This is a genomic window from Nocardioides sp. S5 (assembly GCF_017310035.1).
GTDB lineage: Bacteria > Actinomycetota > Actinomycetes > Propionibacteriales > Nocardioidaceae > Nocardioides.
In genome coordinates, this window is record NZ_CP022296.1 from 1,529,338 (window position 1) to 1,554,817 (window position 25,480).

Annotated in this window: 28 protein-coding genes; 26 read left to right on the plus strand and 2 right to left on the minus strand. The window is 71.3% G+C overall.

Annotated elements, in window-relative coordinates; all coding sequences use genetic code 11:
* Positions 1–6 precede the first annotated feature (6 nt).
* The 21 genes from lysA to CFI00_RS07735 all read left to right on the plus strand — a co-directional run bounded on the left by lysA (position 7) and on the right by CFI00_RS07735 (position 19,277).
* The gene (gene lysA, locus CFI00_RS07635) at positions 7–1,440 is read left to right on the plus strand and encodes a diaminopimelate decarboxylase (protein ID WP_207084600.1); all 1,434 of its coding nucleotides are present in this window, start codon (positions 7–9) and stop codon (positions 1,438–1,440) included.
* On the plus strand, positions 1,437–2,729 hold the full coding sequence (locus CFI00_RS07640; RefSeq protein WP_207084601.1) for a homoserine dehydrogenase: 1,293 nt from the start codon (positions 1,437–1,439) through the stop codon (positions 2,727–2,729). The genes lysA and CFI00_RS07640 overlap by 4 nt, the downstream gene beginning before the upstream one ends.
* On the plus strand, positions 2,726–3,793 hold the full coding sequence (thrC, locus tag CFI00_RS07645; RefSeq protein WP_207084602.1) for a threonine synthase: 1,068 nt from the start codon (positions 2,726–2,728) through the stop codon (positions 3,791–3,793). The genes CFI00_RS07640 and thrC overlap by 4 nt, the downstream gene beginning before the upstream one ends.
* 2 nt (positions 3,794–3,795) lie before the next feature.
* Entirely contained in the window at positions 3,796–4,695 is a 900-nt protein-coding gene (thrB, locus tag CFI00_RS07650; protein ID WP_207084603.1) for a homoserine kinase, read from the plus strand.
* A 126-nt stretch (positions 4,696–4,821) separates the two neighbouring features.
* A complete protein-coding gene (gene rho / locus CFI00_RS07655; RefSeq protein WP_207084604.1) occupies positions 4,822–6,729 on the plus strand; it encodes a transcription termination factor Rho in 1,908 nt (635 codons plus the stop codon).
* A gap of 127 nt (positions 6,730–6,856) precedes the next feature.
* On the plus strand, positions 6,857–7,081 hold the full coding sequence (rpmE, locus tag CFI00_RS07660; protein ID WP_207084605.1) for a 50S ribosomal protein L31: 225 nt from the start codon (positions 6,857–6,859) through the stop codon (positions 7,079–7,081).
* Between the two features lie 88 nt (positions 7,082–7,169).
* Complete coding sequence (gene prfA / locus CFI00_RS07665) at positions 7,170–8,243, plus strand: peptide chain release factor 1 (protein ID WP_207084606.1); 1,074 nt, start codon at positions 7,170–7,172, stop codon at positions 8,241–8,243.
* Positions 8,244–9,095, plus strand: a complete 852-nt coding sequence (prmC, locus tag CFI00_RS07670; protein WP_242532734.1) for a peptide chain release factor N(5)-glutamine methyltransferase — start codon at positions 8,244–8,246, stop codon at positions 9,093–9,095.
* Positions 9,092–9,757 (plus strand): L-threonylcarbamoyladenylate synthase, encoded by a 666-nt coding sequence (locus CFI00_RS07675; protein ID WP_207084607.1) that lies wholly within the window; start codon positions 9,092–9,094, stop codon positions 9,755–9,757. The genes prmC and CFI00_RS07675 overlap by 4 nt, the downstream gene beginning before the upstream one ends.
* A gap of 8 nt (positions 9,758–9,765) precedes the next feature.
* Complete coding sequence (locus CFI00_RS07680) at positions 9,766–10,986, plus strand: MraY family glycosyltransferase (RefSeq protein ID WP_207084608.1); 1,221 nt, start codon at positions 9,766–9,768, stop codon at positions 10,984–10,986.
* Between the two features lie 72 nt (positions 10,987–11,058).
* Positions 11,059–11,526 carry a hypothetical protein gene (locus CFI00_RS07685; RefSeq protein ID WP_207084609.1) on the plus strand — a complete coding sequence of 156 codons (468 nt, stop codon included), beginning with the start codon at positions 11,059–11,061 and terminating at the stop codon, positions 11,524–11,526.
* 29 nt (positions 11,527–11,555) lie between these two features.
* Positions 11,556–11,792: an AtpZ/AtpI family protein gene (locus CFI00_RS07690; protein ID WP_207084610.1), complete on the plus strand. Its 237-nt coding sequence runs from the start codon at positions 11,556–11,558 to the stop codon at positions 11,790–11,792.
* A 2-nt stretch (positions 11,793–11,794) separates the two neighbouring features.
* Entirely contained in the window at positions 11,795–12,595 is an 801-nt protein-coding gene (gene atpB, locus CFI00_RS07695) for a F0F1 ATP synthase subunit A (RefSeq protein ID WP_207085421.1), read from the plus strand.
* Positions 12,596–12,680: 85 nt separating this feature from the next.
* Positions 12,681–12,884 carry an ATP synthase F0 subunit C gene (gene atpE, locus CFI00_RS07700; RefSeq protein ID WP_269800883.1) on the plus strand — a complete coding sequence of 68 codons (204 nt, stop codon included), beginning with the start codon at positions 12,681–12,683 and terminating at the stop codon, positions 12,882–12,884.
* Positions 12,885–12,913: 29 nt separating this feature from the next.
* Positions 12,914–13,468: a F0F1 ATP synthase subunit B gene (locus CFI00_RS07705; protein WP_207084611.1), complete on the plus strand. Its 555-nt coding sequence runs from the start codon at positions 12,914–12,916 to the stop codon at positions 13,466–13,468.
* A complete protein-coding gene (locus CFI00_RS07710) occupies positions 13,468–14,262 on the plus strand; it encodes a F0F1 ATP synthase subunit delta (protein ID WP_207084612.1) in 795 nt (264 codons plus the stop codon). Before CFI00_RS07705 ends, CFI00_RS07710 begins: the two co-directional genes overlap by 1 nt.
* Before the next feature lie 50 nt (positions 14,263–14,312).
* Positions 14,313–15,956, plus strand: coding sequence for a F0F1 ATP synthase subunit alpha (atpA, locus tag CFI00_RS07715; RefSeq protein ID WP_207084613.1), 1,644 nt, complete (start codon positions 14,313–14,315; stop codon positions 15,954–15,956).
* A gap of 4 nt (positions 15,957–15,960) precedes the next feature.
* Complete coding sequence (locus CFI00_RS07720) at positions 15,961–16,878, plus strand: F0F1 ATP synthase subunit gamma (protein WP_207084614.1); 918 nt, start codon at positions 15,961–15,963, stop codon at positions 16,876–16,878.
* 3 nt (positions 16,879–16,881) lie between these two features.
* On the plus strand, positions 16,882–18,339 hold the full coding sequence (atpD, locus tag CFI00_RS07725) for a F0F1 ATP synthase subunit beta (RefSeq protein WP_207084615.1): 1,458 nt from the start codon (positions 16,882–16,884) through the stop codon (positions 18,337–18,339).
* Complete coding sequence (locus CFI00_RS07730; RefSeq protein ID WP_207084616.1) at positions 18,339–18,743, plus strand: F0F1 ATP synthase subunit epsilon; 405 nt, start codon at positions 18,339–18,341, stop codon at positions 18,741–18,743. The genes atpD and CFI00_RS07730 overlap by 1 nt, the downstream gene beginning before the upstream one ends.
* 90 nt (positions 18,744–18,833) lie before the next feature.
* Positions 18,834–19,277 carry a DUF2550 domain-containing protein gene (locus CFI00_RS07735; RefSeq protein ID WP_207084617.1) on the plus strand — a complete coding sequence of 148 codons (444 nt, stop codon included), beginning with the start codon at positions 18,834–18,836 and terminating at the stop codon, positions 19,275–19,277.
* A gap of 24 nt (positions 19,278–19,301) precedes the next feature.
* Here the strand turns inward: CFI00_RS07735 and CFI00_RS07740 are convergent, their stop codons facing one another.
* On the minus strand, positions 19,302–20,273 hold the full coding sequence (locus tag CFI00_RS07740) for a LacI family DNA-binding transcriptional regulator (RefSeq protein WP_207084618.1): 972 nt from the start codon (positions 20,271–20,273) through the stop codon (positions 19,302–19,304).
* An 80-nt stretch (positions 20,274–20,353) separates the two neighbouring features.
* Here CFI00_RS07740 and CFI00_RS07745 point away from each other — a divergent pair, with 80 nt between their 5' ends.
* A complete protein-coding gene (locus CFI00_RS07745) occupies positions 20,354–21,526 on the plus strand; it encodes an MFS transporter (RefSeq protein ID WP_207084619.1) in 1,173 nt (390 codons plus the stop codon).
* Here the strand turns inward: CFI00_RS07745 and CFI00_RS07750 are convergent.
* Positions 21,523–22,101 carry a cob(I)yrinic acid a,c-diamide adenosyltransferase gene (locus tag CFI00_RS07750; RefSeq protein ID WP_207084620.1) on the minus strand — a complete coding sequence of 193 codons (579 nt, stop codon included), beginning with the start codon at positions 22,099–22,101 and terminating at the stop codon, positions 21,523–21,525. The two genes, CFI00_RS07745 and CFI00_RS07750, sit on opposite strands and share 4 nt — an antisense overlap.
* Positions 22,102–22,256: 155 nt before the next feature.
* Here CFI00_RS07750 and CFI00_RS07755 point away from each other — a divergent pair, with 155 nt between their 5' ends.
* The 4 genes from CFI00_RS07755 to CFI00_RS07770 all read left to right on the plus strand — a co-directional run bounded on the left by CFI00_RS07755 (position 22,257) and on the right by CFI00_RS07770 (position 25,474).
* On the plus strand, positions 22,257–22,565 hold the full coding sequence (locus tag CFI00_RS07755) for an STAS domain-containing protein (RefSeq protein ID WP_207084621.1): 309 nt from the start codon (positions 22,257–22,259) through the stop codon (positions 22,563–22,565).
* 75 nt (positions 22,566–22,640) lie between these two features.
* Positions 22,641–24,659: a protein meaA gene (locus CFI00_RS07760; RefSeq protein WP_207084622.1), complete on the plus strand. Its 2,019-nt coding sequence runs from the start codon at positions 22,641–22,643 to the stop codon at positions 24,657–24,659.
* 37 nt (positions 24,660–24,696) lie between these two features.
* Positions 24,697–24,927, plus strand: a complete 231-nt coding sequence (locus CFI00_RS07765; protein ID WP_207084623.1) for a hypothetical protein — start codon at positions 24,697–24,699, stop codon at positions 24,925–24,927.
* A gap of 25 nt (positions 24,928–24,952) precedes the next feature.
* Complete coding sequence (locus CFI00_RS07770) at positions 24,953–25,474, plus strand: ferritin (protein WP_207084624.1); 522 nt, start codon at positions 24,953–24,955, stop codon at positions 25,472–25,474.
* The last annotated feature ends 6 nt before the right edge of the window (positions 25,475–25,480 follow it).

Consider the following 25,480-nt stretch of genomic DNA (forward strand, 5'->3'; position numbering starts at 1 on the left):
TCGGTCGTGCCGACCGCCCACCCGTCCGGCTGGGCGCACGCCGACGGCGCCCTGCGCGGCCCCCACTGGCTGCGTGAGCCCGAGGACCCCAACGCTCTGGTCGCCCACCTCTGGTCGCGCACGGCCGCCAAGTCCGACGGCGTCCTGGCCGTCGGGGGAGTGCCGCTGCCCGAGCTGGTCCGCGAGCACGGCTCGCCGGCGTACGTCCTGGACGAGGACGACTTCCGCGCCCGGGCCCGCGCCTTCCGCGACGCCTTTGCCGGCTACGACGTGTTCTACGCCGGCAAGGCCTTCCTCTGCACCACCGTCGCGCGCTGGCTGGCCGAGGACGGGCTCAACCTCGACGTCTGCTCGGGCGGGGAGCTGACCGTCGCCGAGCGCGCCGGCTTCCCGATGGAGCGCGTCGGCTTCCACGGCAACAACAAGACCCTCGGGGAGCTCGAGCGCGCCGTCGCGCTCGGGGTGGGCCGGGTCATCGTCGACTCGTTCGGCGAGATCGAGCGGCTGGCCGAGCTCACGCGACCGCTGGTCGAGGAGGACCCCTCGGGCCCGTCACGAGACCCCGTAGGCGTGATGGTGCGCGTCACCGCGGGCGTGGAGGCCCACACCCACGAGTACATCGCCACCGCGCACGAGGACCAGAAGTTCGGCTTCTCCATCGCCAGCGGTGACGCCCTCGAGGCGGTGCGCCGCGTCCACGCCGCACCCGGGCTGCGGCTCCTGGGGCTGCACTCCCACATCGGCAGCCAGATCTTCGACACCTCCGGCTTCGAGGTCGCGGCCCGCCGCGTCCTGGCCCTGCACGCCCGGGTCCGCGACGAGGTCGGCGTGGAGATGCCCGAGATGGACCTCGGCGGCGGCTTCGGCATCGCCTACACCACCCAGGACGACCCCGCCGAGCCCGACGTGCTCGCCTCCGGCATGTCCGCGATCGTCGCGCACGAGTGCCGGGCGCTGGGCATCACCGAGCCGCGGCTGTCGATCGAGCCCGGCCGCGCCATCGTCGGACCGTCGATGTGCACCGTCTACGAGGTCGGCACGGTGAAGGAGGTCGCCCTCGACGGAGGAGCGCGCCGCTCCTACGTCTCCGTCGACGGTGGGATGAGCGACAACATCCGCACCGCCCTCTACGACGCCGACTACTCCGCCACCCTCGCCTCGCGCGCCTCGCAGGCGCCGGCGTCGCTGACCCGGGTGGTGGGCAAGCACTGCGAGGCGGGTGACATCGTGGTGAAGGACGAGTTCCTGCCCGGCGACGTACGCCCCGGCGACCTCGTCGCGGTGCCCGGGACGGGCGCCTACTGCAGATCCATGGCCTCCAACTACAACCACGCACTGCGTCCTCCGGTGATCGGAGTTCGGGACGGGAAGACTTTCACCGTGCTGCGACGAGAGACTGAGGCCGACCTGTTGGCGACCGATGTGGGTGTTTCTTCATGAGCGAGCGAACTCTCCGGGTGGCGGTGCTCGGCTGCGGGGCCGTCGGCTCGCAGGTGGTGCGGCTGCTGACCGAGCAGCACGACGACCTGGCCGCCCGGGTGGGCGCGCCGGTCGAGCTGGTCGGTGTGGCCGTACGCCGCCTCGACGCGCCCCGCGAGGTCGAGGTCCCCGAGGGCCTGCTGACCACCGACGCGACCGCGCTCGTGTCGCGGGACGACGTCGACCTCGTCGTCGAGGTCATCGGCGGCATCGAGCCTGCACGCTCGCTGATCCTCTCCGCGCTGGAGAACGGTGCCAGCGTCGTCACCGCCAACAAGGCGCTGCTGGCCGAGGACGGGCCCACGCTCTTCGAGGCCGCCGCCAAGGCCGAGCGCGACCTCTACTACGAGGCAGCCGTCGCCGGAGCGATCCCGATCCTTCGGCCGCTGCGCGAGTCGCTGGCCGGGGACAAGGTGACCCGCGTGCTGGGCATCGTCAACGGCACCACCAACTTCATCCTCGACAAGATGGACACCTCGGGCGCCGGCTTCTCCGAGGCGCTCGAGGAGGCCCAGCAGCTCGGCTACGCCGAAGCCGACCCCACCGCCGACGTCGAGGGCTTCGACGCCGCCGCCAAGGCCGCGATCCTGGCCAGCCTGGCCTTCCACTCCCGGGTCACCGCCTCCGACGTCTACCGCGAGGGCATCTCCGAGGTCACCGCCGCCGACGTCGCCAGTGCTCGCGACATGGGCTCGGTCGTCAAGCTGCTCGCGATCTGCGAGCTGCGGGGCGACCAGGTCGCCGCCCGCGTGCACCCCGCGATGATCCCGCGTTCGCACCCGCTCGCCAGCGTGCGCGAGGCCTACAACGCGGTCTTCGTCGAGTCCGAGGCCGCCGGCCAGCTCATGTTCTACGGGCCCGGCGCGGGCGGAGCGCCCACCGCCAGCGCTGTCCTCGGCGACCTCGTGACGGTCGCGCGCAACCGGCTCGCCGAGACCCGCGGCGCGGGGGAGTCGGCGTACGCCGACCGCGCCGTGCAGCCGATGGGCGAGACCCGCACCCGCTACCACGTCGCGATCGACGTCGACGACCGTGCGGGCGTGCTCGCGGCGGTCGCCAACGCCTTCGCCGACCACGACGTGTCGATCCAGACGGTGCGGCAGGAGGGGCGCGGCGCCGACGCCCAGCTCGTGGTCGTCTCGCACGCGGCGCCCGACGCCGCGCTGAGCGCCACCGTGGAGCAGCTGCGCTCGATGGACATCGTCCGCGAGGTCACCTCGGTGATGCGTGTCGAGGGCGGCGACGAATGAGGCACCAGTGGCGTGGCCTCATCGAGGAGTACCGCGACCTCATCGACCTGCTGCCGGAGGGCCTCGAGGCCGTCACCCTGCGTGAGGGCGGCACGCCGCTCGTGCACTCGGAGTGGCTCTCGTCGCTGACCGGCGCGCAGGTGTGGCTCAAGGTCGAGGGCGACAACCCCACCGGCTCCTTCAAGGACCGCGGCATGACCACGGCGATCTCGGTCGCCAAGCACGAGGGGGCGCAGGCGGTCGTCTGTGCCTCGACCGGCAACACGTCGGCGTCGATGGCCGCGTACGCCGCAAAGGCCGGCCTCAAGCCGCTGGTGCTCGTGCCCGAGGGCAAGATCGCGGCCGGGAAGATGGCCCAGGCGGTCGTGCACGGCGCGCAGATCATCATGGTGCGCGGCAACTTCGACCACTGCCTGCAGATGGCCAAGGGCCTGGCGTGGGACTACCCCGTGGCGCTGGTCAACTCGGTCAACCCGGTGCGCCTCCAGGGCCAGAAGACCGCGGCCTTCGAGATCTGCGACTTCCTCGGCGACGCGCCCGACTACCACCTCCTCCCGGTGGGCAACGCCGGCAACATCTCGGCCTACTGGATGGGCTACGAGCAGTACGCCGACCTCGGCCGCTCCAGCAAGCGACCGGTGATGCGGGGGTTCCAGGCCGAGGGTGCCTCGCCACTGGTGACCGGTGAGCCCTTCCCGGACCCGGAGACCAAGGCGACCGCGATCCGCATCGGCAACCCCGCCTCGTGGAAGCTCGCCGAGGCGGCCGCGCACGAGTCGGGCGGGCGGTTCGCCGCGGTCAGCGACGCGCAGATCCTCGCCGCGCAGGCCCAGCTCGCGCGCCACGACGGCGTCTTCGTGGAGCCCGCCTCTGCGGCCGGCGTCGCGGGACTCCTCGCCGAGCTCGCCGCGGGGGAGACCTACGCCGGCACGACGGTCGCGATCACGGTGACCGGCCACGGCCTCAAGGACACCGCTACCGCGCTCGAGTCCTACGGCGACGTCGTCGACACGGTCGTCGACGCCGACGTGGCCGCCGCGGCAGCCGCCGCCGGGCTGGCCTGAGCGTGGCGACGTTCGTCGACGGGGCGGTGCGCGTCAGCGTGCCCGCCACCTCGGCCAACCTCGGCCCCGGTTTCGACTCCCTCGGCCTCGCGGTGTCGCTGCGTGACGAGCTCGAGGCCGAGGTCGTGGGCGAGGGGCTGCTCGTCGAGGTCGAGGGCGCGGGCGCCGACGGCGTGCCCCGCGACGAGACGCACCTGGTGGTGCGCGCCATGCGGGCCGCCTTCGACCTGATGGGGGAGCAGCCGCCCGGCCTGCGCCTGTCGTGCCACAACCGGATCCCGCACGCCCGCGGGCTCGGCTCGTCCTCGGCCGCGATCGTGGCCGGCGTCGTCCTGGCCCGGGCGCTCGTCGCGGGTGGTCAGCTCCTCGCCTCGGACGAGGCGCTCCTGGACCTCGCCGCGGACCTCGAGGGCCACCCCGACAACGTGGCGCCGGCGTTCCTGGGGGGCTTCGTGATCTCGGGTCGCGAGCACGATCGCTGGTTCGCCGTCCGTGCGGGCGTCGACCCGCGGATCACCGCCGTGGCCTTCGTGCCGCCGACGGGCGTCGAGACCACGGTGGCCCGCGGTCTCCTTCCGGCGACCGTCCCCCACGCGGATGCCGCGGCGAACTCCGGTCGCGCGGCCCTGCTCGTCGCCGCCCTCACCGGCCAGCCCGAGCACCTGCTCGCCGCGACCCGCGACTGGCTGCACCAGGACCAGCGCGAGCCGGCGATGCCGCAGACGCTGGCACTCGTACGCCGCCTGCGCGCCGACGGCGTACCGGCCGTGGTCTCGGGCGCCGGACCCACCGTGCTGGCCTTCGGCACGACCGACACCTCCTCGCTCCGCGCCCGTTGCCCCGACGGCTGGGAGTGTCATGACCTGGTGATCGAGTCCCGGGGCGCAGCCCTGCTAACCTGACGGCGCGCCGTTCGGCGCACCAGCCCGTCCCGGTCGTTCCCGACCGCGTGACCGGGCGACCACCATCCGCCGCAGCTGGGCCGCTCGTCCGCTCGCTGCAGGCGACGCAACGTGCGAAGGATCCACGTGACCGAGACTCCCCCTGCTGCCACCCCTGCCGACTCGCAGGACGCGGCACCCGACGCCGCGACGAAGCCCGCCCGGAAGGCGTCGAAGTCCGGCGGCCTCGGCTCGATGCTGCTCGCCGACCTCAAGTCGATGGCCGGCGGAATGGGCATCGCCGGTGCCGGCTCGATGAAGAAGGCGCAGCTGGTCGAGGCCATCAAGGCAGCCCAGTCCCCGGCAGCCCAGTCCCCGGCCGCATCGGCCGAGAAGCAGGACCAGAAGCAGGCCTCGCAGCAGGCGCGGGCGTCGGCCCAGCCGGAGGCCGTCCAGTCCGAGGCCCCGGCCCGCACCGAGGAGCCGGCCCCGCAGACGACCGTGCGCACGCGCACGCGCAAGCAGCGCGCCGCGGAGCAGGCTGCCGAGGCCGCGGAGCAGAAGCAGCCCGAGCAGAAGCAGCCCGAGCAGAAGCAGCCCGAGCAGCCCGCGCAGAAGCAGAAACAGCAGGACAAGCAGGACCAGAAGACCGACAAGCAGAACGACAAGCAGCAGGGGCAGAAGCAGGGCTCCCAGAAGCAGGGCAACCAGCAGGGCCAGCGCAACCAGGAGCGCCTGCAGGACCAGCGCCAGGAGCAGCGGAACCAGGAGCAGCGCGGCCAGGACCAGCGCGAGCAGCGGGCGCAGGAGCAGCGGGCGCAGGACCGCAACCAGGACCGCCAGCAGGACCAGCGCCAGCAGGAGCAGGACGACGACGAGGACGGCGAGGGCGGCAGCCGTCGCAACCGCCGCCGTCGCGGCCGCGACCGTACGACGCCGCGCGCCGGTGGCAACCGCAGCGAGCCCGACACCACGATCCTCGAGGACGACGTCCTGGTGCCGGCCGCCGGCATCCTTGACGTGCTCGACAACTGCGCCTTCGTGCGCACCTCGGGCTACCTGCCCGGACCCGAGGACGTCTACCTGTCGCTGTCGATGGTGCGCAAGTACCACCTGCGCCGCGGTGACGCCGTGGTCGGCCAGGTCCGCCAGCCGCGTGAGGGGGAGCGTCGGGAGAAGTTCAACCCGATGGTCCGCATCGACAGCATCAACGGCACCGAGGCCGAGGGCGCCAAGGAGCGCCCGGAGTTCTCCGACGCCGTGCCGGTGCACCCGCACCAGCGGCTGCGCCTGGCCACCGACGACGCCAACCCCACCGGCAAGGTCATCGACATCGCCGCGCCGGTGGGCAAGGGCCAGCGCGGCCTCATCCTCACCCCGCCGCGCACGGGTGCGACGTCCCTGCTGCAGTCCATCGCGCAGGCCGTGACCACCAACAACCCCGAGTGCCACGTGATGGTGGTGCTCGTCGACGCGCGGCCCGAGGAGGTCACCGACTTCCAGCGCGCCGTCAAGGGCGAGGTCGTCGCCTCGACCTTCGACCGGCAGCCGGCCGACCACACCCTGGTCGCCGAGCTCGCCATCGAGCGGGCCAAGCGGCTCGTCGAGCTCGGCCACGACGTGGTCGTGCTGCTGGACTCCCTCACCCGCCTGGGCCGTGCCTACAACCTGGCCGCGCCGGCCAACGGCCGCGTGCTCGCGGGCATCGTCGACGCCTCCGCGGTGCACCCCACCAAGGAGTTCTTCGGCGCCGCGCGCAAGATCGAGGACGCCGGCTCGCTGACCGTGCTGGCGACGGTCGCGGTGGGCACCGGGTCGGCCACGGACGAGTTCTTCCTCGAGGAGATCGCGGGCACCGAGAACTGGGAGCTCGCGCTCAGCGCCGAGCGTGCGGCCCGGGGCATCGTCCCGGCCGTCGACGTCGTCGCGTCCGGGACGCGGCACGAGGAGAAGCTCCTCGCGCCCGCCGAGGGAGCCGTCGTCGGCGACATCCGCAAGCAGCTCGCGGCCGCCGACTCGTCACAGGCCGTCAGCAAGGTCATCGGCGCCCGCTGAGGCGTCCACCCACGCGGGAATGTCTGGATTGGCGCGGGCGTTCGGACCGGTGGCACACTTGTGCGTCGGTTCCGGTTCACGTCACATGCGATCCACGCAGGCGACCCGGAACACCTGAGAGGACACCATGAAGAAGGACACCCACCCCGACTACGTCGAGACCGCCGTCACCTGCACCTGCGGCGCGTCGTTCACCACCCGCAGCACCGCGACCTCCGGCAAGCTCCACGCCGATGTCTGCTCGCAGTGCCACCCGTTCTACACCGGCAAGCAGAAGATCCTCGACACCGGCGGCCGCGTCGCCCGCTTCGAGGCTCGCTACGCCAAGAAGGCCCCGGCCGAGAAGAAGTAGTCCACGCCAGGCGCCGGTCGCCCGCTCCGTGCGGGTGGCCGGCGCCTTGTCGTCTGTCCAGCCACTGGGGGAACCGAGAAGGAGTCCGATGTTCGAGGCCGTCGAAGGCATGCGCCAGGAGCACGCCGAGATCGAGCAGCGACTGGCCCTCCCGGAGACCCACGCCGACCAGCGGCTGGCCAAGGAGCTCAACCAGCGCTACGCCGAGCTGACCGCCGTCGTGACCACCTGGCAGGAGTGGCTCCAGCTCGGCGACGACGCCGAGGCCGCGCGGGAGCTGGGGACCGTCGACCCCGCCTTCGCCGCGGAGGCCGAGGAGCTGGCCGCGCGCCGCGAGGTCGCCTCGGAGCGGCTGCGCCGGCTGCTGGTGCCGCGCGACGCCGCCGACGGCAAGGACGCGCTGCTGGAGATCAAGTCCGGTGAGGGCGGCGAGGAGTCGGCGCTGTTCGCCGGCGACCTGCTGCGGATGTACTCCCGGTTCGCGGAGACCCGCGGCTGGAGCGTCGAGGTGCTCGACGCCACCGAGTCCGACCTCGGCGGCTACAAGTCGGTCACCGCCGCGGTGAAGGCGCGCGGCACGGTCGAGCCCGGCCAGGCGCCGTACGCCCTGCTCAAGTTCGAGGGCGGCGTGCACCGGGTCCAGCGGGTCCCGGTCACGGAGTCGCAAGGTCGCGTGCACACCTCGGCCGCCGGCGTGCTCGTGTCGCCCGAGGCGGAGCCGGTCGACGTGACCATCGACGACAACGACCTGCGCATCGACGTCTACCGCTCCAGCGGGCCCGGCGGGCAGAGCGTCAACACCACCGACTCCGCCGTCCGCATCACCCACGTCCCGACCGGCATCGTGGCGAGCTGCCAGAACGAGAAGAGCCAGCTGCAGAACAAGGAGTCCGCGATGCGGATCCTGCGCTCGCGGCTGCTCCAGGCGGCCCAGGACGCTGCCGACGCGGAAGCCAGTGACGCGCGCCGCTCGCAGGTGCGCACCGTGGACCGCTCGGAGCGGATCCGTACCTACAACTTCCCGGAGAACCGGATCTCCGACCACCGGACGGGCTACAAGTCCTACAACCTCGACCAGGTGCTCGACGGCGACCTCCAGCCGGTGCTCGACTCGTGCGTCGAGACCGACATGGCGGCCCGTCTCGCGGCGCTGGAGGCCTAGGTGGAGCCGAGGGTGCGCGCCGGCGCGGCGCGGCGTGCGGCGGCCGCGCGGCTCGCCGAGGCCGGTGTGGCCTCGCCCGAGCGCGACGCCGACCTGCTCCTCGCCCACGTCCTCGACGTCGGGCTGGGCCGGCTGCCCCTGGTCGACGACCTGACCGTGCCCCAGCGGGAGCAGTACGCCGCCCTGGTCGCACGCCGCGCCGCCCGCGAGCCGCTCCAGCACCTGACCGGCACGGCCGCGTTCCGCCACGTCGAGCTGGCCGTGGGCCCGGGGGTCTTCGTGCCGCGTCCCGAGACCGAGCTGCTGGCCGGCTGGGCGATCGAGCACGCGCTCGCCCTGCCGTCGCCGGTCGTCGTCGACCTGTGCACCGGCTCCGGTGCGATCGCGAAGGCCGTCGCAGACGAGGTCCCGGGTGCCGTGGTGCACGCCGTCGAGCTCGACGAGGGTGCCCTGGCCTGGGCCGAGCGCAACCTGGCCGGCACCGGCGTCGACCTGCGGCACGGAGACCTCGCCACCGCCTTCGACGACCTCGCCGGCACCGTCGACGTGGTCGTCTGCAACCCGCCCTACATCCCGCTCGAGGCGTGGGAGTCCGTGGCCGCCGAGGCGCGTGACCACGACCCGCACCTCGCGCTCTTCTCCGGCGACGACGGGCTCGACGCGATGCGCGTGCTGGAGCAGCGCGCGGCGCTGCTGCTGCGCGCCGGGGGAGTGGTCGGCGCGGAGCACGCGGACGTGCAGGGCGAGTCCGCCCCGGCCGTCTTCGCCGCCGCCGGGCGCTGGCAGGACGTGGCCGACCACCGTGACCTCGCGGGTCGGGCGCGCTACGTGACCGCGAGGCTGGCACGATGAGCGTCGTGGACAGGCTTGCGACCTCGACGGAGGAGGAGCGGGAGGCGGCGGTGACCGCTGCCGCCGGCGCCGTACGACGCGGTGAGCTGGTGGTGATCCCCACCGACACCGTCTACGGCATCGCCGCCGACGCGTTCTCGCACGACGCGGTGAAGGCGCTGCTCGAGGCCAAGGGCCGCGGGCGTGAGATGCCGCCGCCGGTGCTGGTCTCGGCGGCGACCACGCTCGACGCGCTCGCCGAGGGCGTGCCCATCTGGGCCCGCACCCTCGTCGAGCAGTTCTGGCCCGGACCGCTGACCCTCGTGTGCCGCCAGCAGCCCTCGCTCGTGTGGGACCTGGGGGAGACCCGCGGCACGGTCGCGGTGCGGATGCCCGACGACGAGGTGGCCCTGGCCGTGCTCGAGCGCACCGGTCCGCTCGCCGTCAGCTCCGCCAACCTCACCGGCCGCCCGGCGGCCACCGACGCCGACGCCGCCGAGGAGATGCTCGGCGACGCCGTCGCGGTCATCGTCGACGGCGGGACGTCCCCGGGCGGCGAGGCCTCCACCATCATCGACGTCACCGTCCCCGACGGCCGGGTCCTCCGGCTGGGCGCGCTCTCGCTCGAGGTGCTCAACGCCGCCATCGAGGAGCACGGCGTGGTGCTCGCCGACGAGGGCTGAGGAGCGCCTTGCGGGAATACCTCCTCGTCTTCCTGGTCGCCCTCGCGGTGACCTACCTCCTCACGGTCATCGCCCGTGAGATCGCCCTGCGCACCGGAGCCGTGGCCGCGGTGCGCGACCGCGACGTGCACGCCGAGCCGATCCCCTACCTCGGTGGCCTGGCGATGCTCGGGGGACTGGCCGCCGCCTATCTCGTCGCCCGCGAGCTGCCGTTCCTCGGCCTGCGCAGCGAGGGTTTCGTCTTCAAGGACGCCGGCGTCGTGCTCCTGGCGGGGGCACTGGTCTGCGCCGTCGGCGTCATCGACGACATCTTCGACCTCGACGCGCTGACCAAGCTCGGCGGCCAGGTGCTCGCCGCAGGCCTGCTGGTCGCGATGGGGGTCCGGTTCTACTACTTCCCCTCGCCCGACGGCACGCAGTTCGCCCTCGACGACGCCCAGAGCGCGCTGCTGACACTGGTCGTGGTCATCGGCACCATGAACGCGGTCAACTTCGTCGACGGCCTCGACGGTCTCGCGGCCGGCATCGTCGGCATCGGCGCCTCCGCCTTCTTCCTCTACTGCTACATGCTCTCGGACCAGAACAACCTCACCCTGGCCACCACCGGCGCACTGCTGAGCGCGGCGCTCGCCGGCGCCTGCGCCGGCTTCCTGCCGCACAACTTCCACCCCGCCCGGCTGTTCATGGGCGACTCGGGTTCGATGCTGATCGGACTGGTCCTGTCGGCGAGCGCGCTCACCCTCACTGGGCAGTTCTTCGGGATGCCCAACACCGAGGGCAACAGCCTCTTCGTGACCGTGCTCCCGGTGCTGCTGCCCATCTCGCTGCTGATGGTGCCGATCGTCGACCTCGTGCTCGCCGTCGTACGACGCACGCGGGCGGGTCGCTCGCCGATGAGTGCGGACAAGCAGCACCTGCACCACCGCCTCCTCGAGATCGGCCACTCGCAGCGCCGCGCGGTGCTGATCATGTGGTTGTGGGCCTTCACGCTGGCAGCCGGTGCGGTCATCGTGAGCCTCTTCGACGACCCCTGGGTCTGGTGGAGTCTCGGCTCGATGCTGGCCCTGACGATCGCCATGACCTTCGTGCTGCCCAAGCTGCACCGACCGCCGAAGACCGGGCTGGGGGACACGGGGCTGCCGGAGAACGCCGCAGTCGAGGGTCGCGACCCCGCCGACGACCGGCTCGAGCCGGCGGACCAGCCGGGGGAGGGCGTCCGCGGGCCCTGATGCGAGGGCCAGGAGGACTTTGTGATAGTTTTCACGAGCACTCAGACCGACCTCCACGGACAGGCCGCCGACATGACGACCGAGTCGAAGACCAGCACCCGCAGCGGGCTCTCCCCGCTGGCCGTGGCACTGGGGTCGGCCCTCGTCGCGGTCCTCGTCCTGGGCCTCCTCGCCGCCGTCCTCGACGGTCGACCGGCCGTCGTCGGTGCCCTCGTCGGAGGCGGAGTGACGCTGGCTGTCTTCGCTCTCGGCACGGGCACCGTGAGCCTGGTGGCCCGCCTGGTCCCCGCGGCGTCGCTGCTCGTGGCGCTGATGACCTACGTGCTCCAGCTGCTCGTCCTGGCCCTCGTCGTGGCCTCGATCGACCGCGCCGACGTCAGTGCCGGGACGCTCTCGCGCGGCTGGTTCGCGGCCGGCGTGATCGCGGTGACGCTGCTCTGGATGGCCGGCCAGCTGGTCGCCGCCACCCGCCAGCGGATCCCCGCCTTCGCCGACTCCGAGACCGGCCGGCTGGTCGATCACCCCGGGGGTGAGCGATGACCGAATCCGCTGCTAGTGTGCGGGGCGCGATGGCTCGACAGCTTCCCCCGACGGCCTCACCCGACGACTCTCCCAAGGGCGACCCCTGGCACGCCTTCGGCTACGTCGTCTCGGGTGTGGGTGTCTACGGTCTCGCTGGCTGGGCGCTTGACCAGTGGCTCGGAACGGCCTTCCTCGTCGCGATCGGCATCCTCATCGGTGCCGGCTTCGGGATCTACATGACATACGCACGGTTCAACAAGGCAGATCGGCAGGAGAACGGGTGACCATGAAGACCGGCATCACGATGGCAGCGGAGGGTGAAGGCTACGTCGCTCCGGGCCCCGCGAGCTTCGACTTCTCCGAGGTCCCGCTGTTCGAGCTCGGTGGACTCGCCGTGACCAAGCCCATGGTCCAGCTGATCCTCGGTGCCGTCATCGTCTTCGCCTTCTTCTACGCCGCGTTCCGCCGCGCCTCGATCGTGCCGGGCCGCCTGCAGTTCGCCGGCGAGGCCGCCTACGGCATGGTCCGCAACTCCATCGGACGCGACATCATCGGCAGCAAGGACTTCGCGAAGTTCGTGCCCTACCTGGTGGCGCTGTTCTTCTTCCTGCTGATCAACAACGCGTTCGCCTCGATCCCGGCGATCCAGTTCCCGACGTTCTCCCGCGCCTCCATGGCCTACGCGCTCGCCGGGCTGAGCTGGGTCATCTACAACGGCGTCGGCATCCACAAGCACGGCCTCATCGGCTACCTCAAGCTCCAGAGCGTCCCGTCGGGCGTCAGCCCGGTGATGTACCCGCTCCTGGTGCCCCTGGAGTTCTTCTCCAACATCCTCGTCCGGCCGGCCACGCTGGCGCTGCGTCTGTTCGCCAACATGTTCGCCGGCCACCTGCTGCTGATCCTGTTCTCGACCGGTGGCCTGTTCCTCATCGAGTACGGCGGCATCGGCTACGTCGCGGGTCCGCTCGCGTGGGTCCTCGCCATCGCGATCTCGTTCCTCGAGCTCCTGGTGCAGTTCCTCCAGGCCTACGTGTTCACCCTGCTGAACGCCATGTACATCTCGGGCGCGCTCGCCGACGAGCACTGAGTCGCACCGGGGCGTCCACTGCCCCGGGGCCGCCCGAGCAGCTTGACCCCATCTCTCAAGTAGAAACAACCGAAAGGAAACAGCCGTGGACGGCAACCTCAACATGATCGGCTACGGACTCGCGGCCATCGGCCCCGGCGTCGGCATCGGCCTGATCTTCGCGGCCTACATCTCCGGCGTGGCGCGCCAGCCGGAGGCCCAGGGCCGCCTGCAGTCGATCGCCATCCTCGGCTTCGCCCTGGCTGAGGCGCTCGCCATCATCGGCATCGCCCTCGCGTTCGTCCTCTGAACCAGTCCGACCCCAGTTAGGACCATCGCATGACGGACCACATCGTGGTGGCGGCCGCGGTCGAGAACCCGTTGGGCTTCGTGCCCGTCGAGTTCGCCCTGTCGCTCGTCACCTTCGGCATCCTGTTCTTCCTCATCTGGAAGTTCGTCGCGCCCCGCTTCGAGCAGACCTTCGCCGAGCGCACGCAGGCGATCGAGGGTGGCATCGCCGCGGCCGAGTCCAAGCAGGCCGAGGCCGACGCCAAGCTCGCCGAGCTCGAGAAGCAGCTCGGCGACGCGCGGCACGAGGCCGCGCGCATCCGTGAGGAGGCGCGTGAGCAGGGCGCCCGGATCGTCGCCGAGATGCGGGAGACGGCCCAGGCCGAGTCCTCGCGCATCGTCGAGCACGGCAAGGCGCAGATCGAGGCCGAGCGCCAGCAGGCGATCACCTCGCTCCGTGCCGAGGTGGGCGCGCTCGCGACCGGCCTGGCCGGACGCATCGTGGGCGAGAGCCTGGAGGACGAGGCTCGTCAGAGCCGCGTCGTCGAGCGGTTCCTCACCGACCTCGAGGCGCAGAACGGCACCACCACGGGGAGCGTCAACTGATGATGCGAGGTGCGTCCGCAGACGCCTACGCCGTGGCCGCCGAAGTGCTCCCGAGCACCGGCGACCTGGGCCGGGTGGGCCAGGACCTGTTCGGGACGGCGGACCTGCTCCGCGCCGAGCCGGGCCTGCGCCGCGTCGCCACCGACGTGTCGTTGCGCGGCGAGGCCAAGGCCGACCTGCTGCGCAGCGTGCTCGCCGACAAGGTCTCCCCGGAGGCCCTGACCGTGGTGACGACCGCCGTCGCACAGCGGTGGACCTCGGGTCGTGACCTGAGCGACACCCTCGAGCAGCTCGGCGTGGTCGCGACGGTGCGCTCCACCGGCGACCACGCCCACCGCCTCGAGGACGAGGTCTTCGCAGTGGGTCGTCTCGTGCAGGCCAACCCGGAGCTGCGCGACGCGCTCTCCGACCCGGCCCGCAGCCGCTCCGACAAGGCTGCGCTGGTCACCGAGCTGCTCGGCGACAAGGTCCTCCCCGCCACGGTGGCGCTCGTGCAGCAGTCGCTGTCCGGGAGCCACCGCACCGTGGCGGTCGCCCTCGCGGCCTACCAGAAGGTGGCGGCCGAGGTCCGCGGTGAGGGAGTGGCGACCGTACGCGTCGCCCGTCCGCTCGCCGACGCGGACCGCGACCGCCTGGCCGCCGCACTCGCGCGGTCCCACGGCCGCGAGGTTCACCTCAACGTCATCGTCGACCCCGAGGTCATCGGTGGCATCCGCGTCGAGATCGGTGACGACGTCATCGACGGGACGGTCTCCAGCCGCCTCGACGAAGCCGGTCGCCGGCTCGCCGGCTGACGCCCCCAGACATCCAAGACTCCAGCAGACCCAGAGAACAGGTGAATGAAATGACGGAGCTGTCCATCCGTCCGGACGAGATCCGGGACGCGCTTCAGCGCTTCGTGTCGGACTACGAGCCCGACACGGCGGCCAAGGAAGAGGTCGGCACGGTCGCGGAGGCCGCCGACGGCATCGCTCGCGTCAGCGGCCTGCCCTCGGTCATGGCCAACGAGCTGCTCGAGTTCGAGGACGGCACGCTCGGCATCGCGCTGAACCTCGACACCCGCGAGGTCGGTGTCGTGGTCCTGGGTGACTTCGACAAGATCGAGGAGGGCCAGGTCGTACGGCGTACGGGCGAGATCCTCTCGGTCCCCGTCGGCGACGGCTACCTCGGCCGCGTGGTCGACCCGCTCGGCACCGCGATCGACGGCCTCGGCGAGATCACCCCGCTCGAGGGCCGCCGCGCGCTCGAGCTGCAGGCGCCCGGCGTCATGGTGCGCAAGTCGGTGCACGAGCCGCTCGCGACGGGCATCAAGGCGATCGACGCCCTGACGCCCATCGGCCGCGGCCAGCGCCAGCTCATCATCGGTGACCGTTCGACCGGCAAGACCACCATCGCCATCGACACGATCATCAACCAGAAGGCCAACTGGGAGTCCGGCGACCCGGACAAGCAGGTGCGCTGCATCTACGTCGCGATCGGTCAGAAGGGCTCGACCATCGCCGCCGTGCGTGGCGCCCTCGAGGAGGCCGGCGCCCTGGAGTACACCACCATCGTGGCGTCCCCCGCCTCCGACTCCGCCGGCTTCAAGTACCTCGCCCCCTACACCGGCTCGGCCATCGGCCAGCACTGGATGTACGACGGCAAGCACGTCCTCATCGTGTTCGACGACCTGACCAAGCAGGCCGAGGCCTACCGCGCCGTGTCGCTGCTGCTGCGTCGCCCGCCGGGCCGCGAGGCCTACCCGGGTGACGTCTTCTACCTGCACAGCCGGCTGCTCGAGCGTTGCGCCAAGCTCTCCGACGAGATGGGCAAGGGCTCGATGACGGGCCTGCCGATCATCGAGACCAAGGCCAACGACGTCTCGGCGTTCATCCCGACCAACGTCATCTCGATCACCGACGGCCAGATCTTCCTGCAGTCGGACCTGTTCGCGGCCAACCAGCGCCCCGCCATCGACGTGGGCGTCTCGGTCTCGCGCGTGGGCGGCTCGGCGATGACGAAGGCCATGAAGGCCGTGACCGGCTCGCTCAAGGTCGACCTCGCGCAGTTCCGCGCGATGGAGGCGTTCGCGATGTTCGCCTCCGACCTCGACGCCGCCTCGCGCCAGCAGCTCGACCGCGGCCAGCGCCTGATGGCCCTGCTCAAGCAGCCGCAGTACTCGCCCTACCCGGTCGAGGAGATGACCGTCTCGCTGTGGACCGGCACCTCGGGTCGCCTGGACAAGGTGCCCACCGAGGACGTGCTCCGCTTCGAGAACGAGTTCCTCGACTACCTGCGCCGCAGCCACGAGGGCATCCTCGCGGGCATCCGGGAGACCTCGAAGTTCGAGGACTCCACCGAGGACCAGCTCGCGCAGGCCTACGACTCCTTCCTCGACCAGTTCGAGACCTCCGACGGCCAGAGCATCAAGGCCGGCAAGGAAGAGCACGTCGCCCTCGAGGACGAGGACGTCGAGCAGGAGCAGATCGTCAAGCAGAAGCGAGGCTGACGCAATGGCTCTCTCGGTACGCGAGTACCGCGCGCGGATCAAGTCGACGGAGTCGATGAAGAAGATCACGCGTGCCATGGAGCTCATCGCCGCGTCCCGCATCATCAAGGCGCAGCAGCGGGCCCAGGCCGCAGCGCCGTACGCCCGTGAGCTCACCCGCGCGGTGTCGGCCGTGGCGACGTTCTCCAACGTCGACCACGCCCTCACCCTCGAGCCGGAGAACCCGAAGAAGGCGGCGATCCTGATCGTCACCTCCGACCGCGGTCTCGCCGGCGCCTACTCCTCGAGCGTGCTCAAGGAGGCCGAGCGGCTCATCGAGAAGCTCAAGGGCGAGGGCAAGGACGTCGACCTCTACACCTCCGGTCGCAAGGCCGAGGCCTACTTCAAGTTCCGTCAGCGCCGGGTGGCGCAGTCGTGGACGGGCTTCTCCGACCAGCCGACGTACGACGTGGCGGCCGAGATCGGCGCCACCCTGATCGCCAGCTTCCTCGCAGAGGAGGGTGACGACATCGCGGACGTCGACGAGGTGCACGTGGTCTACACGCGGTTCCGCTCCATGCTCAGCCAGGAGCCGACCGCCGTACGCCTCCTGCCGCTCGAGGTCGTGGAGGGCACCGAGCCGCCCGAGGCGGGCGACCTGCTGCCGCTCTACGAGTTCGAGCCCTCGCCCAGCGACGTGCTCGACTCGTTGCTGCCGCGCTACGTCCAGAGCCGGATCTTCTTCGCCCTGCTGCAGGCGGCCGCCTCCGAGCTGGCCGCCCGTCAGAAGGCGATGAAGTCGGCCACGGACAACGCGGACGAGCTCATCAAGAAGTACAAGCGCATCGCCAACCAGGCTCGCCAGGCTGGCATCACACAGGAAATCAGCGAGATCGTCGGTGGCGTCAACGCGCTGGCCGACGCACAAGCCGGGAGTGAATGAGATATGACTGCCACCATCAACGAGTCCGCCGAGACCACCTCGGCAGGCGGCGTGGGCCGCATCGCCCGCGTCATCGGCCCGGTCGTGGACATCGAGTTCCCGTCCGACGCGATGCCCCCGATCTACAACGCGCTCACGCACGAGTTCGAGCTGAGCGGCGAGACCAAGTCGATCATCCTCGAGGTCGCCCAGCACATCGGTGACGGCATGGTCCGCGCCATCTCCATGAAGCCGACCGACGGCCTCGTGCGCGGCGGCCAGGTCGTCGACACGGGTGAGTCGATCACGGTCCCCGTGGGCGACGCGACGCTCGGCAAGGTGTTCAACACCACCGGCGACGTGCTCAACCTCGAGGAGGGCGAGACCTTCGAGCCCGCCGAGCGCTGGGGCATCCACCGCAAGGCGCCGGCCTTCGACCAGCTGGAGTCCAAGACCCAGATGTTCGAGACCGGCATCAAGGTCATCGACCTGCTCACCCCCTACGTGCAGGGCGGCAAGATCGGCCTGTTCGGTGGTGCCGGCGTCGGCAAGACCGTGCTCATCCAGGAGATGATCGCGCGAGTCGCGAAGGACCACGGCGGTGTGTCGGTGTTCGCCGGTGTCGGCGAGCGCACCCGTGAGGGCAACGACCTCATCGTCGAGATGGAGGAGGCCGGCGTCCTCGGCCAGACCGCCCTCGTCTTCGGCCAGATGGACGAGCCGCCGGGCACGCGTCTGCGCGTGGCCCTGTCGGCGCTGACGATGGCGGAGTACTTCCGCGACGTGCAGAAGCAGGACGTGCTGCTCTTCATCGACAACATCTTCCGCTTCACCCAGGCCGGCTCCGAGGTCTCCACGCTGCTCGGCCGCATGCCGTCCGCCGTGGGCTACCAGCCCAACCTGGCCGACGAGATGGGTCAGCTGCAGGAGCGCATCACCTCGACGCGTGGTCACTCGATCACGTCGCTGCAGGCGATCTACGTCCCCGCCGACGACTACACCGACCCGGCCCCGGCCACGACGTTCGCCCACCTGGACGCCACGACCGAGCTGTCGCGCGAGATCGCCTCGCTCGGCATCTACCCGGCCGTGGACCCGCTGACGTCGACCTCGCGCATCCTCGACCCGCAGTACATCGGCGAGGACCACTACCGCTGCGCGGTGCGGGTCAAGCAGATCCTTCAGCGCAACAAGGAGCTCCAGGACATCATCGCGATCCTCGGTGTCGACGAGCTCTCCGAGGAGGACCGGGTCATCGTGTCGCGGGCGCGCCGCATCCAGCGCTTCCTGTCGCAGAACACCTACGTCGCCAAGCAGTTCACCGGCATCGAGGGTTCGACCGTCCCGGTGGCCGACACCATCGAGGCGTTCAACAAGATCGCCGACGGCGAGTACGACCACGTGGCCGAGCAGGCCTTCTTCATGTGCGGCGGTCTGGACGACGTCGAGCAGAAGTGGGCCGAGATCCAGAAGAGCCTCTGATGGCGGACGCAGGCGACACCCTCCTGCAGGTCGAGCTGGTCGCTGCCGACCGGCTCGTGTGGTCGGGCCAGGCCACCATGGTCATCGCCCGCACCACGGAGGGCGACGTCGGCATCCTGCCGAACCACGCGCCGCTGCTGTCCTCGATCATCGAGGGCGTCGTGGACGTGCAGACCGTCGAGGGCGAGACCTGGGTCGCAGCCGTCGACGCCGGCTTCCTGTCGGTGGCCGACAACCGCGTCTCGATCCTGTCGGAGCGCGCCGAGATGTCGCACGAGATCGACCTGGAGAAGGCGCGTCAGGACCTCGAGCGGGCCAAGAGCTCGGGCGAGGACGACGACGCCGCGCAGGAGGCCGTACGCCGCGCCGAGGCACGGATCCGTGCCGCGGAGCGGGCCTCCTGACGGAGTCCTCCCGCACGACCGCTAGGGTGAGCGCACGAACCGCAGGGTTCGTGCGCTCACCTGTTTCGGGGGCGTTGGTGGGAGGTGTGGATGCCGGTCTGGGAGTGGGTGCTCGACCTCGTCGGGCTCGTCCTTCTCCTTGCGCTGCTCTACGGCATCTCACTGATCGTGCGGCGGCGCCTGCTCGCGCGCCACGGCGGCACCTTCGAGCTCAGCTACCGCGTGCGCACCGAGCGCCCCGGTCGGGGCTGGCTCCTCGGCATCGGGCGCTACTCCGGCCAGTCGCTGGAGTGGTTCCGGATCTTCTCGCTCTCGCCCCGCCCCAAGCGGGTCTGGGCCCGCGACCTCCTGGACTACTCCGGTCGGCGCTCGCCGGAGGGGCCCGAGGAGGTGTCGCTCTACGACGGGCACCTGGTGGCCTCGTGCCACTACGACGGAGAACCGCTGGAGATCGCCATGAGCGAGGCCTCGCTCACCGGCTTCCAGTCGTGGCTGGAGTCCGGGCCGCCCGGCACCGACTGGAACCGTCGCTGACCCGACCCCTCTTCCGGTCCGGGCTCAGGCAGGTCCGGTCGAGTCGCCGACCCGCAGCGCGACCGGGAGCAGCACGTCGGTGACGCTCACGCCCGCGATGCGACCCAGCACGGCCTCGGCCGTCGCGCGTCCCTTGTCGGCCAACGGCTGCACGACGGTGGTCAGCTCCAGGTCGAGCCACGGGGTGGCCACCCCGTCGAACCCCGCCACGCTCAGGTCCTCGGGCACCCGGAGGCCGCGACGGCGCGCCTCGAGGACCACGCCGGCGGCCTGCACGTCGCTCTGGCACACGATCGCGGTCACCGGACCGCGGTCGTCGAGGTGGTGGGCGACGAGGGACTGGGCGGCGGCGACGTCGCTCTCGCACGCCCCCAGGACCCGGGCGTCCGGGAAGACGTCGCGCAGCCCGGCCTCGCGCTCGCGCTGCGGGTGGGAGGCCGCCAGCGTCACCGTGGCGACGTCACGGTGGCCCAGCGCGTGCAGGTGCTCCGCGAGCGCGCCCGATCCGACGCGGTGCTCGATGTCGATGTAGGTCGAGCCGGGCCACTCGGGTCCCTCCACCACGACCAGCGGCACGTCGCGGGCCACCAGGTCGGCGTACGCCGCCCACGTCTCACGCCCGCAGATGTCGTAGATGACGGCGTCCAGGGGGAGTCGCGCGTGCTCGTCGTCGTCGCTCATCAGCAGCAGTCCGAGCCCGGCCGCGCCGAGGACCTCCGACACCGCGTCGAGCATCGCCAGGGCGGCGGGGTCGCGGAAGGCCGTGCTCAGCTGGCCGACGGCGATGCCGACGACGCCGCTGCGGCCCTGGCGCAGGTTGCGGGCGAGCGGGTTCGGGCCGGAGTAGCCGAGCTCGGCGGCGGCCGCGAGCACCCGCTCGCGTGTCGTGGCCGAGACCGGCTTGTTGCCCGAGAAGGCGAGGGAGGCGGTCGAGAGCGAGACCCCGGCGGAGGCGGCGACGTCGGCCAGGGTGGGGGCGCGGGTTGGACCGGACACGGGGGAGAGGCTAGCATCGAATCGATTCGATCGAAACGATTCGCCGTACGCCGCCAGCGTCCGCGCGCCGAGGAGCTCCTGTGCCCACCCTGACCGCTGCCCGCAATGCTGTCGGCCTGACGTTCTTCCTCAACGGGCTGGTCTTCGCCAGCTGGGTCTCCCGGATCCCCGAGGTGCGGTCGAGCTTCGGGCTGACCAACGGCCAGCTCGGGCTGGTGCTGCTCTCGATCGCCATGGGCTCCCTGCTGGCGCTGCCCACGACCGGCGCGGTCATCACCCGCTGGGGGACCGTCCAGGTCGTCCGGGTGGGTGCCGCGGCAGCGACCGTCGGCATGCTGGCCGCCGCGCTCGGGCTGGGCAACCTGCTGTGGGTGACCGTCGCCGGGCTCTTCGTGTACGGCCTGGGCATCGGCGTGTGGGACGTGGCGATGAACGTCGAGGGCGCCGAGGTCGAGCGCGGCCTGCGCCGCACGATCATGCCGCGCTTCCACGCCGGCTTCAGCGGCGGCACCGTGGTGGGCGCGCTCCTGGGCGTGCTGCTCATCGAGCTCGGCGTGCCGGCGGTGGCGCACCTCGTCGGCATCGTGCTCCTGTCCGTCGTCCTGGTGTGGCGCTCGTCGCCGGCCTTCCTGCCGGTGGTCGAGACGCCCGAGGAGCACCGGACCTCCGCGGCCCGTGCCTGGCTCGAGCCGCGCACGCTCCTCATCGGCGTGATGGTGCTGGCGCTCGCGATGACCGAGGGCACCGCCAACGACTGGCTCGCGGTCGCCCTGGTCGACGGGCACGACGTGTCGCACTCGGTGGGCGTCGGCGGCTTCGCCGTCTTCGTGCTGGCCATGACGGCCGGTCGCATTGCCGGCACCGGGCTCATCGACCGGTTCGGTCGGGTCGCGGTGCTGTGGAGCACGATGGCGCTGGCCGGTGCGGGGGTGCTGCTCATCGTGCTGGCCGAGCAGCCCGCCCTGGTGGTGACCGGCATCGTGCTCTGGGGCGTGGGTGCCTCGCTCGGCTTCCCGGTCGGCATGAGCGCCGCCGCCGACGACCCGCGCCACGCTGCCGCGCGCGTCAGCGTGGTGTCGACGATCGGCTACGCCGCGTTCCTCGCCGGCCCGCCCCTGCTGGGCTTCGTCGGCGACGAGGTCGGCACCCTCAAGGCGCTGCTGGTGGTGGCCGTCCTGCTGATGCCGGCGGCGCTGGTGGTCCCCGCGGCGCGCGAGGGTCGCGACGACCGCGAGACCAGCCCGGTCGGCTAGCTCGAGCGCTCCCCGCCCGGCACCCACAGCACGTCGCCGTTCTCGCGGTTGGCGTGGCGGGCGAGGATGAACAGCAGGTCCGAGAGCCGGTTGAGGTAGGTGATCGACAGCGGGTTCATCGTCTCCTCGTGCTCGTCCCACGCCGCCCAGCCGGCCCGCTCCGCGCGGCGTACGACGGTGCGCGCCACGTGCAGGTGCGCTGCCGCGGTCGTGCCGCCGTTGAGGATGAAGGAGCGCAGCGCCGGCAGCGACTCGTTGTAGTGGTCGCACCACTGCTCGAGGCGGTCGACGTAGTCCTGCTCGATGCGCAGGGGCGGGTACTCCGGGTCGGGCACCACGGGGGTGCAGAGGTCGGCGCCGACGTCGAAGAGGTCGTTCTGCACGTGGGTGAGCACCGCGACGACGTCCTCGTCGAGGCCCCCGTGCGCCAGCGCGACGCCGATGTGGGCGTTGCCCTCGTCGACGCAGGCGTACGCCTCGAGGCGCAGGTCGGTCTTCGAGGTCTCGCTCATGTCGCCGAGCCGGGTGCGTCCGGCGTCGCCGGTGCGGGTGTAGATGCGCGTCAGGTTGACCATGTCCGGGAGCCTACTGCCGCGCCCGCCAGGAGCGCGCCCGGCGGTGACTCGCCGAAAAAGGTGAAGCATGGACGCAACCGGGCGGGGTACAACTACGTCTGTAGGAGTGACACTGGTCACGCAGCGGCGTCGGGGGACGTCGAGAGGAGCACCCGATGGAGATCACCTGGGACGGGTCCACGCTGGTGCTGCACGGAGCCTTCGACGTCCGCAGCACCGGTGAGGTGCGCAACGCGATCTACGCCTGCCTCGAGTCCGGCGACTACGACGTCGTCGTCGACATGAGCGACGTGACCACGATCGACGCCACCGCGCTCCGGCTCCTCGCCGTGGCCACCCGTCACGCCTGGCTCTCCGGGCACCACCTGACGGTCCGCAACCCCGGACCGACCGTGCGGCGGATGGCCCACCTGACCCGGCTGGCGCATGCGATCGAGGTCGAGCGCGTCGCTGCCACGGCCTGAGGCCGGGGCGGTCTGAGGCATCCGTCACACGCCCAACCGGTGACTGACGGGTAACCGGAGTCCTAACCTGACGCCATGACCGAATCGGAGCGTCCGGCCAAAGACCGGCCCTGGGTGATGCGCACGTACGCCGGCCACTCCACCGCCGAGGCGTCCAACGCGCTCTACCGCACCAACCTGGCCAAGGGCCAGACCGGCCTCAGCGTGGCGTTCGACCTGCCCACGCAGACCGGCTACGACCCCGACAGCCCGCTGAGCCGCGGCGAGGTCGGCAAGGTCGGCGTACCGGTCCCGCACCTGGGCGAGATGCGCAAGCTCTTCGCCGGGATCCCGCTGACCGAGATGAACACCTCGATGACCATCAACGCGGTCGCGATGTGGATGCTCGCTCTCTACCAAGTGGTCGCCGAGGAGCAGGCTGGAGCCGTTCCGGGGGGCGACCTCTCGCCCGAGGAGGTCGCCGGGCAGCTCGCCGGCACGACCCAGAACGACATCATCAAGGAGTACCTCTCCCGCGGGACCTACGCGTTCCCGCCCGAGGCCTCGATGCGGCTCATCGCCGACATGATCGCCTACACGGTCCACCAGATCCCGAAGTGGAACCCGATCAACATCTGCAGCTACCACCTCCAGGAGGCCGGGGCGACGCCGACGCAGGAGCTCGCCTACGCGCTCAGCACGGCCATCGCCGTGCTCGACGAGGTGAAGGCCGCCGGACAGGTGTCGGAGGAGGACTTCGAGAAGGTCGTCGGCCGCATCTCGTTCTTCGTCAACGCCGGCGTCCGGTTCGTGGAGGAGACCTGCAAGATGCGGGCCTTCGCCCAGCTCTGGGACGAGATCACCCGCGACCGCTACGGCGTCCAGGACCCGAAGATGCGTCGCTTCCGCTACGGCGTGCAGGTCAACTCCCTCGGGCTCACCGAGGCGCAGCCGGAGAACAACGTCCAGCGCATCGTGCTGGAGATGCTCGGCGTGACGCTGTCCAAGAACGCCCGTGCCCGCGCGCTCCAGCTGCCCGCCTGGAACGAGGCGCTGGGACTGCCGCGCCCGTGGGACCAGCAATGGTCGCTGCGGCTGCAGCAGGTGCTCGCCTTCGAGTCCGACCTGCTCGAGTACGACGACATCTTCGACGGCTCGCACGTCATCGAGGCCAAGGTCGCCGAGCTGGTCGAGGGCGCGAGGGCCGAGATCGACCGGGTGCAGGAGATGGGTGGGGCGATCGCCGCCGTCGACTACATGAAGTCCGAGCTGGTGTCCTCCCACGCCGCGCGGCGTGCCCGCATCGAGTCCGGCGAGGAGATCATCGTCGGCGTCAACAAGTTCGAGTCGACCGAGCCGTCGCCGCTGACCGCGGACCTCGACGGCGCGATCATGGCGGCCGACCCCGAGGCGGAGCGGAGCGCGCTCGCGAGCGTCGAGGCGTGGAAGCAGCAGCGGGACGAGGCGGAGGTCACCGAGGCGCTGGAGGCGCTGGCCGAGGCCGCGAAGACCGACGCGAACCTGATGGCCCCGACGCTGGTCGCGGCGCGCGCCGGCGCCACCACGGGGGAGTGGGCCGCCACCCTCCGTGAGGTCTTCGGCGAGTACCGCGGCCCGACCGGGGTCTCCGGCGCCGTGGTGGCCGAGGCGGGGGCCGATCTGGTCGCGGTGCGCGAGCGGGTTCGGGCGACCGGCGAGGAGCTGGGTGGCCGGCTGCGCCTGCTCGTCGGCAAGCCGGGGCTCGACGGACACTCCAACGGCGCCGAGCAGGTCGCCGTACGCGCCCGCGACGCCGGGTTCGAGGTCATCTACCAGGGCATCCGGCTCACGCCGCAACAGATCGTGGCCGCGGCCGTGGCCGAGGACGTGCACTGCATCGGGCTGTCGATCCTGTCCGGCTCGCACATGGAGCTGGTGCCCGACGTCCTCGACGGGCTCGCCGAGGCCGGCCTGGGCGACCTGCCGGTCATCGTCGGCGGGATCATCCCCGACGCCGACGGCCGGCGGCTGCGCGAGCTCGGGGTCGCGGCGGTCTACACGCCGAAGGACTACGGGCTGACCGAGATCATGGGCGGCATCGTCGACGTGATCCGCGCGGCCAACGGCTTGGACTGAGGTTAGGCTGCCCTAAGGATTCTGCTATCGTCGCGGCGTGGGCAAGAAGAGCAAGGGTGGTACCAATAAGTCCGGCGCGTCGACCGGCAAGGTCGCCAAGCTGCCCAAGAAGAAGTGCTGCGTCTCCCGCACCAAGTGCGGTCGATGCCCCCTGAGGATGCTCAAGGACGGCACGCTGCCCGAGGGCTACACGGTCCACAAGCGCAAGCTCGTGAAGACCAAGAAGCTCCAGCAGGACAAGGACAAGAAGAAGACCCTCGCGGCCTGAGGGCCCCACCGACCAGGAGGCCGCCGTGCCCGCCCCCCGCTTCGTCGAGCAGCTGAACGCCCAGATCGGCAACGAGCTGTCCGCGCACAACCAGTACCTCGCGTGCGCGATCTACTACGACGCGCTGACCATGCCCCGCATGGCGGCCTTCTTCTACGACCAGGCGCTCGAGGAGCGCAGCCACGCGATGATGATGGTCCAGTACCTCCTCGACACCGACGCCGAGGTCACCATCCCGGCCGTCGCCGCCCCCACCTCGCTCTTCGCCGACCTCGTCGCGCCCGTCGAGCTGGCGCTGGCGCAGGAGCGGACGGTCACCGACCAGATCAACGGCCTGCTGCGCATCGCGCGGGAGGAGAGCGACTTCGCCTCCGAGCAGTTCATGCAGTGGTTCATCAAGGAGCAGGTCGAGGAGGTCGCGACCATGAGCGACCTGCTCGCAGTGGTGAGGCGCAACCACGACGACATCGAGGAGTACGTCGCCCGCGAGCACGGCGCAGAGGGTGAGGACGCGACCGCTCCGCGCCAGGCCGGCGCCTCGGGCTGACACACT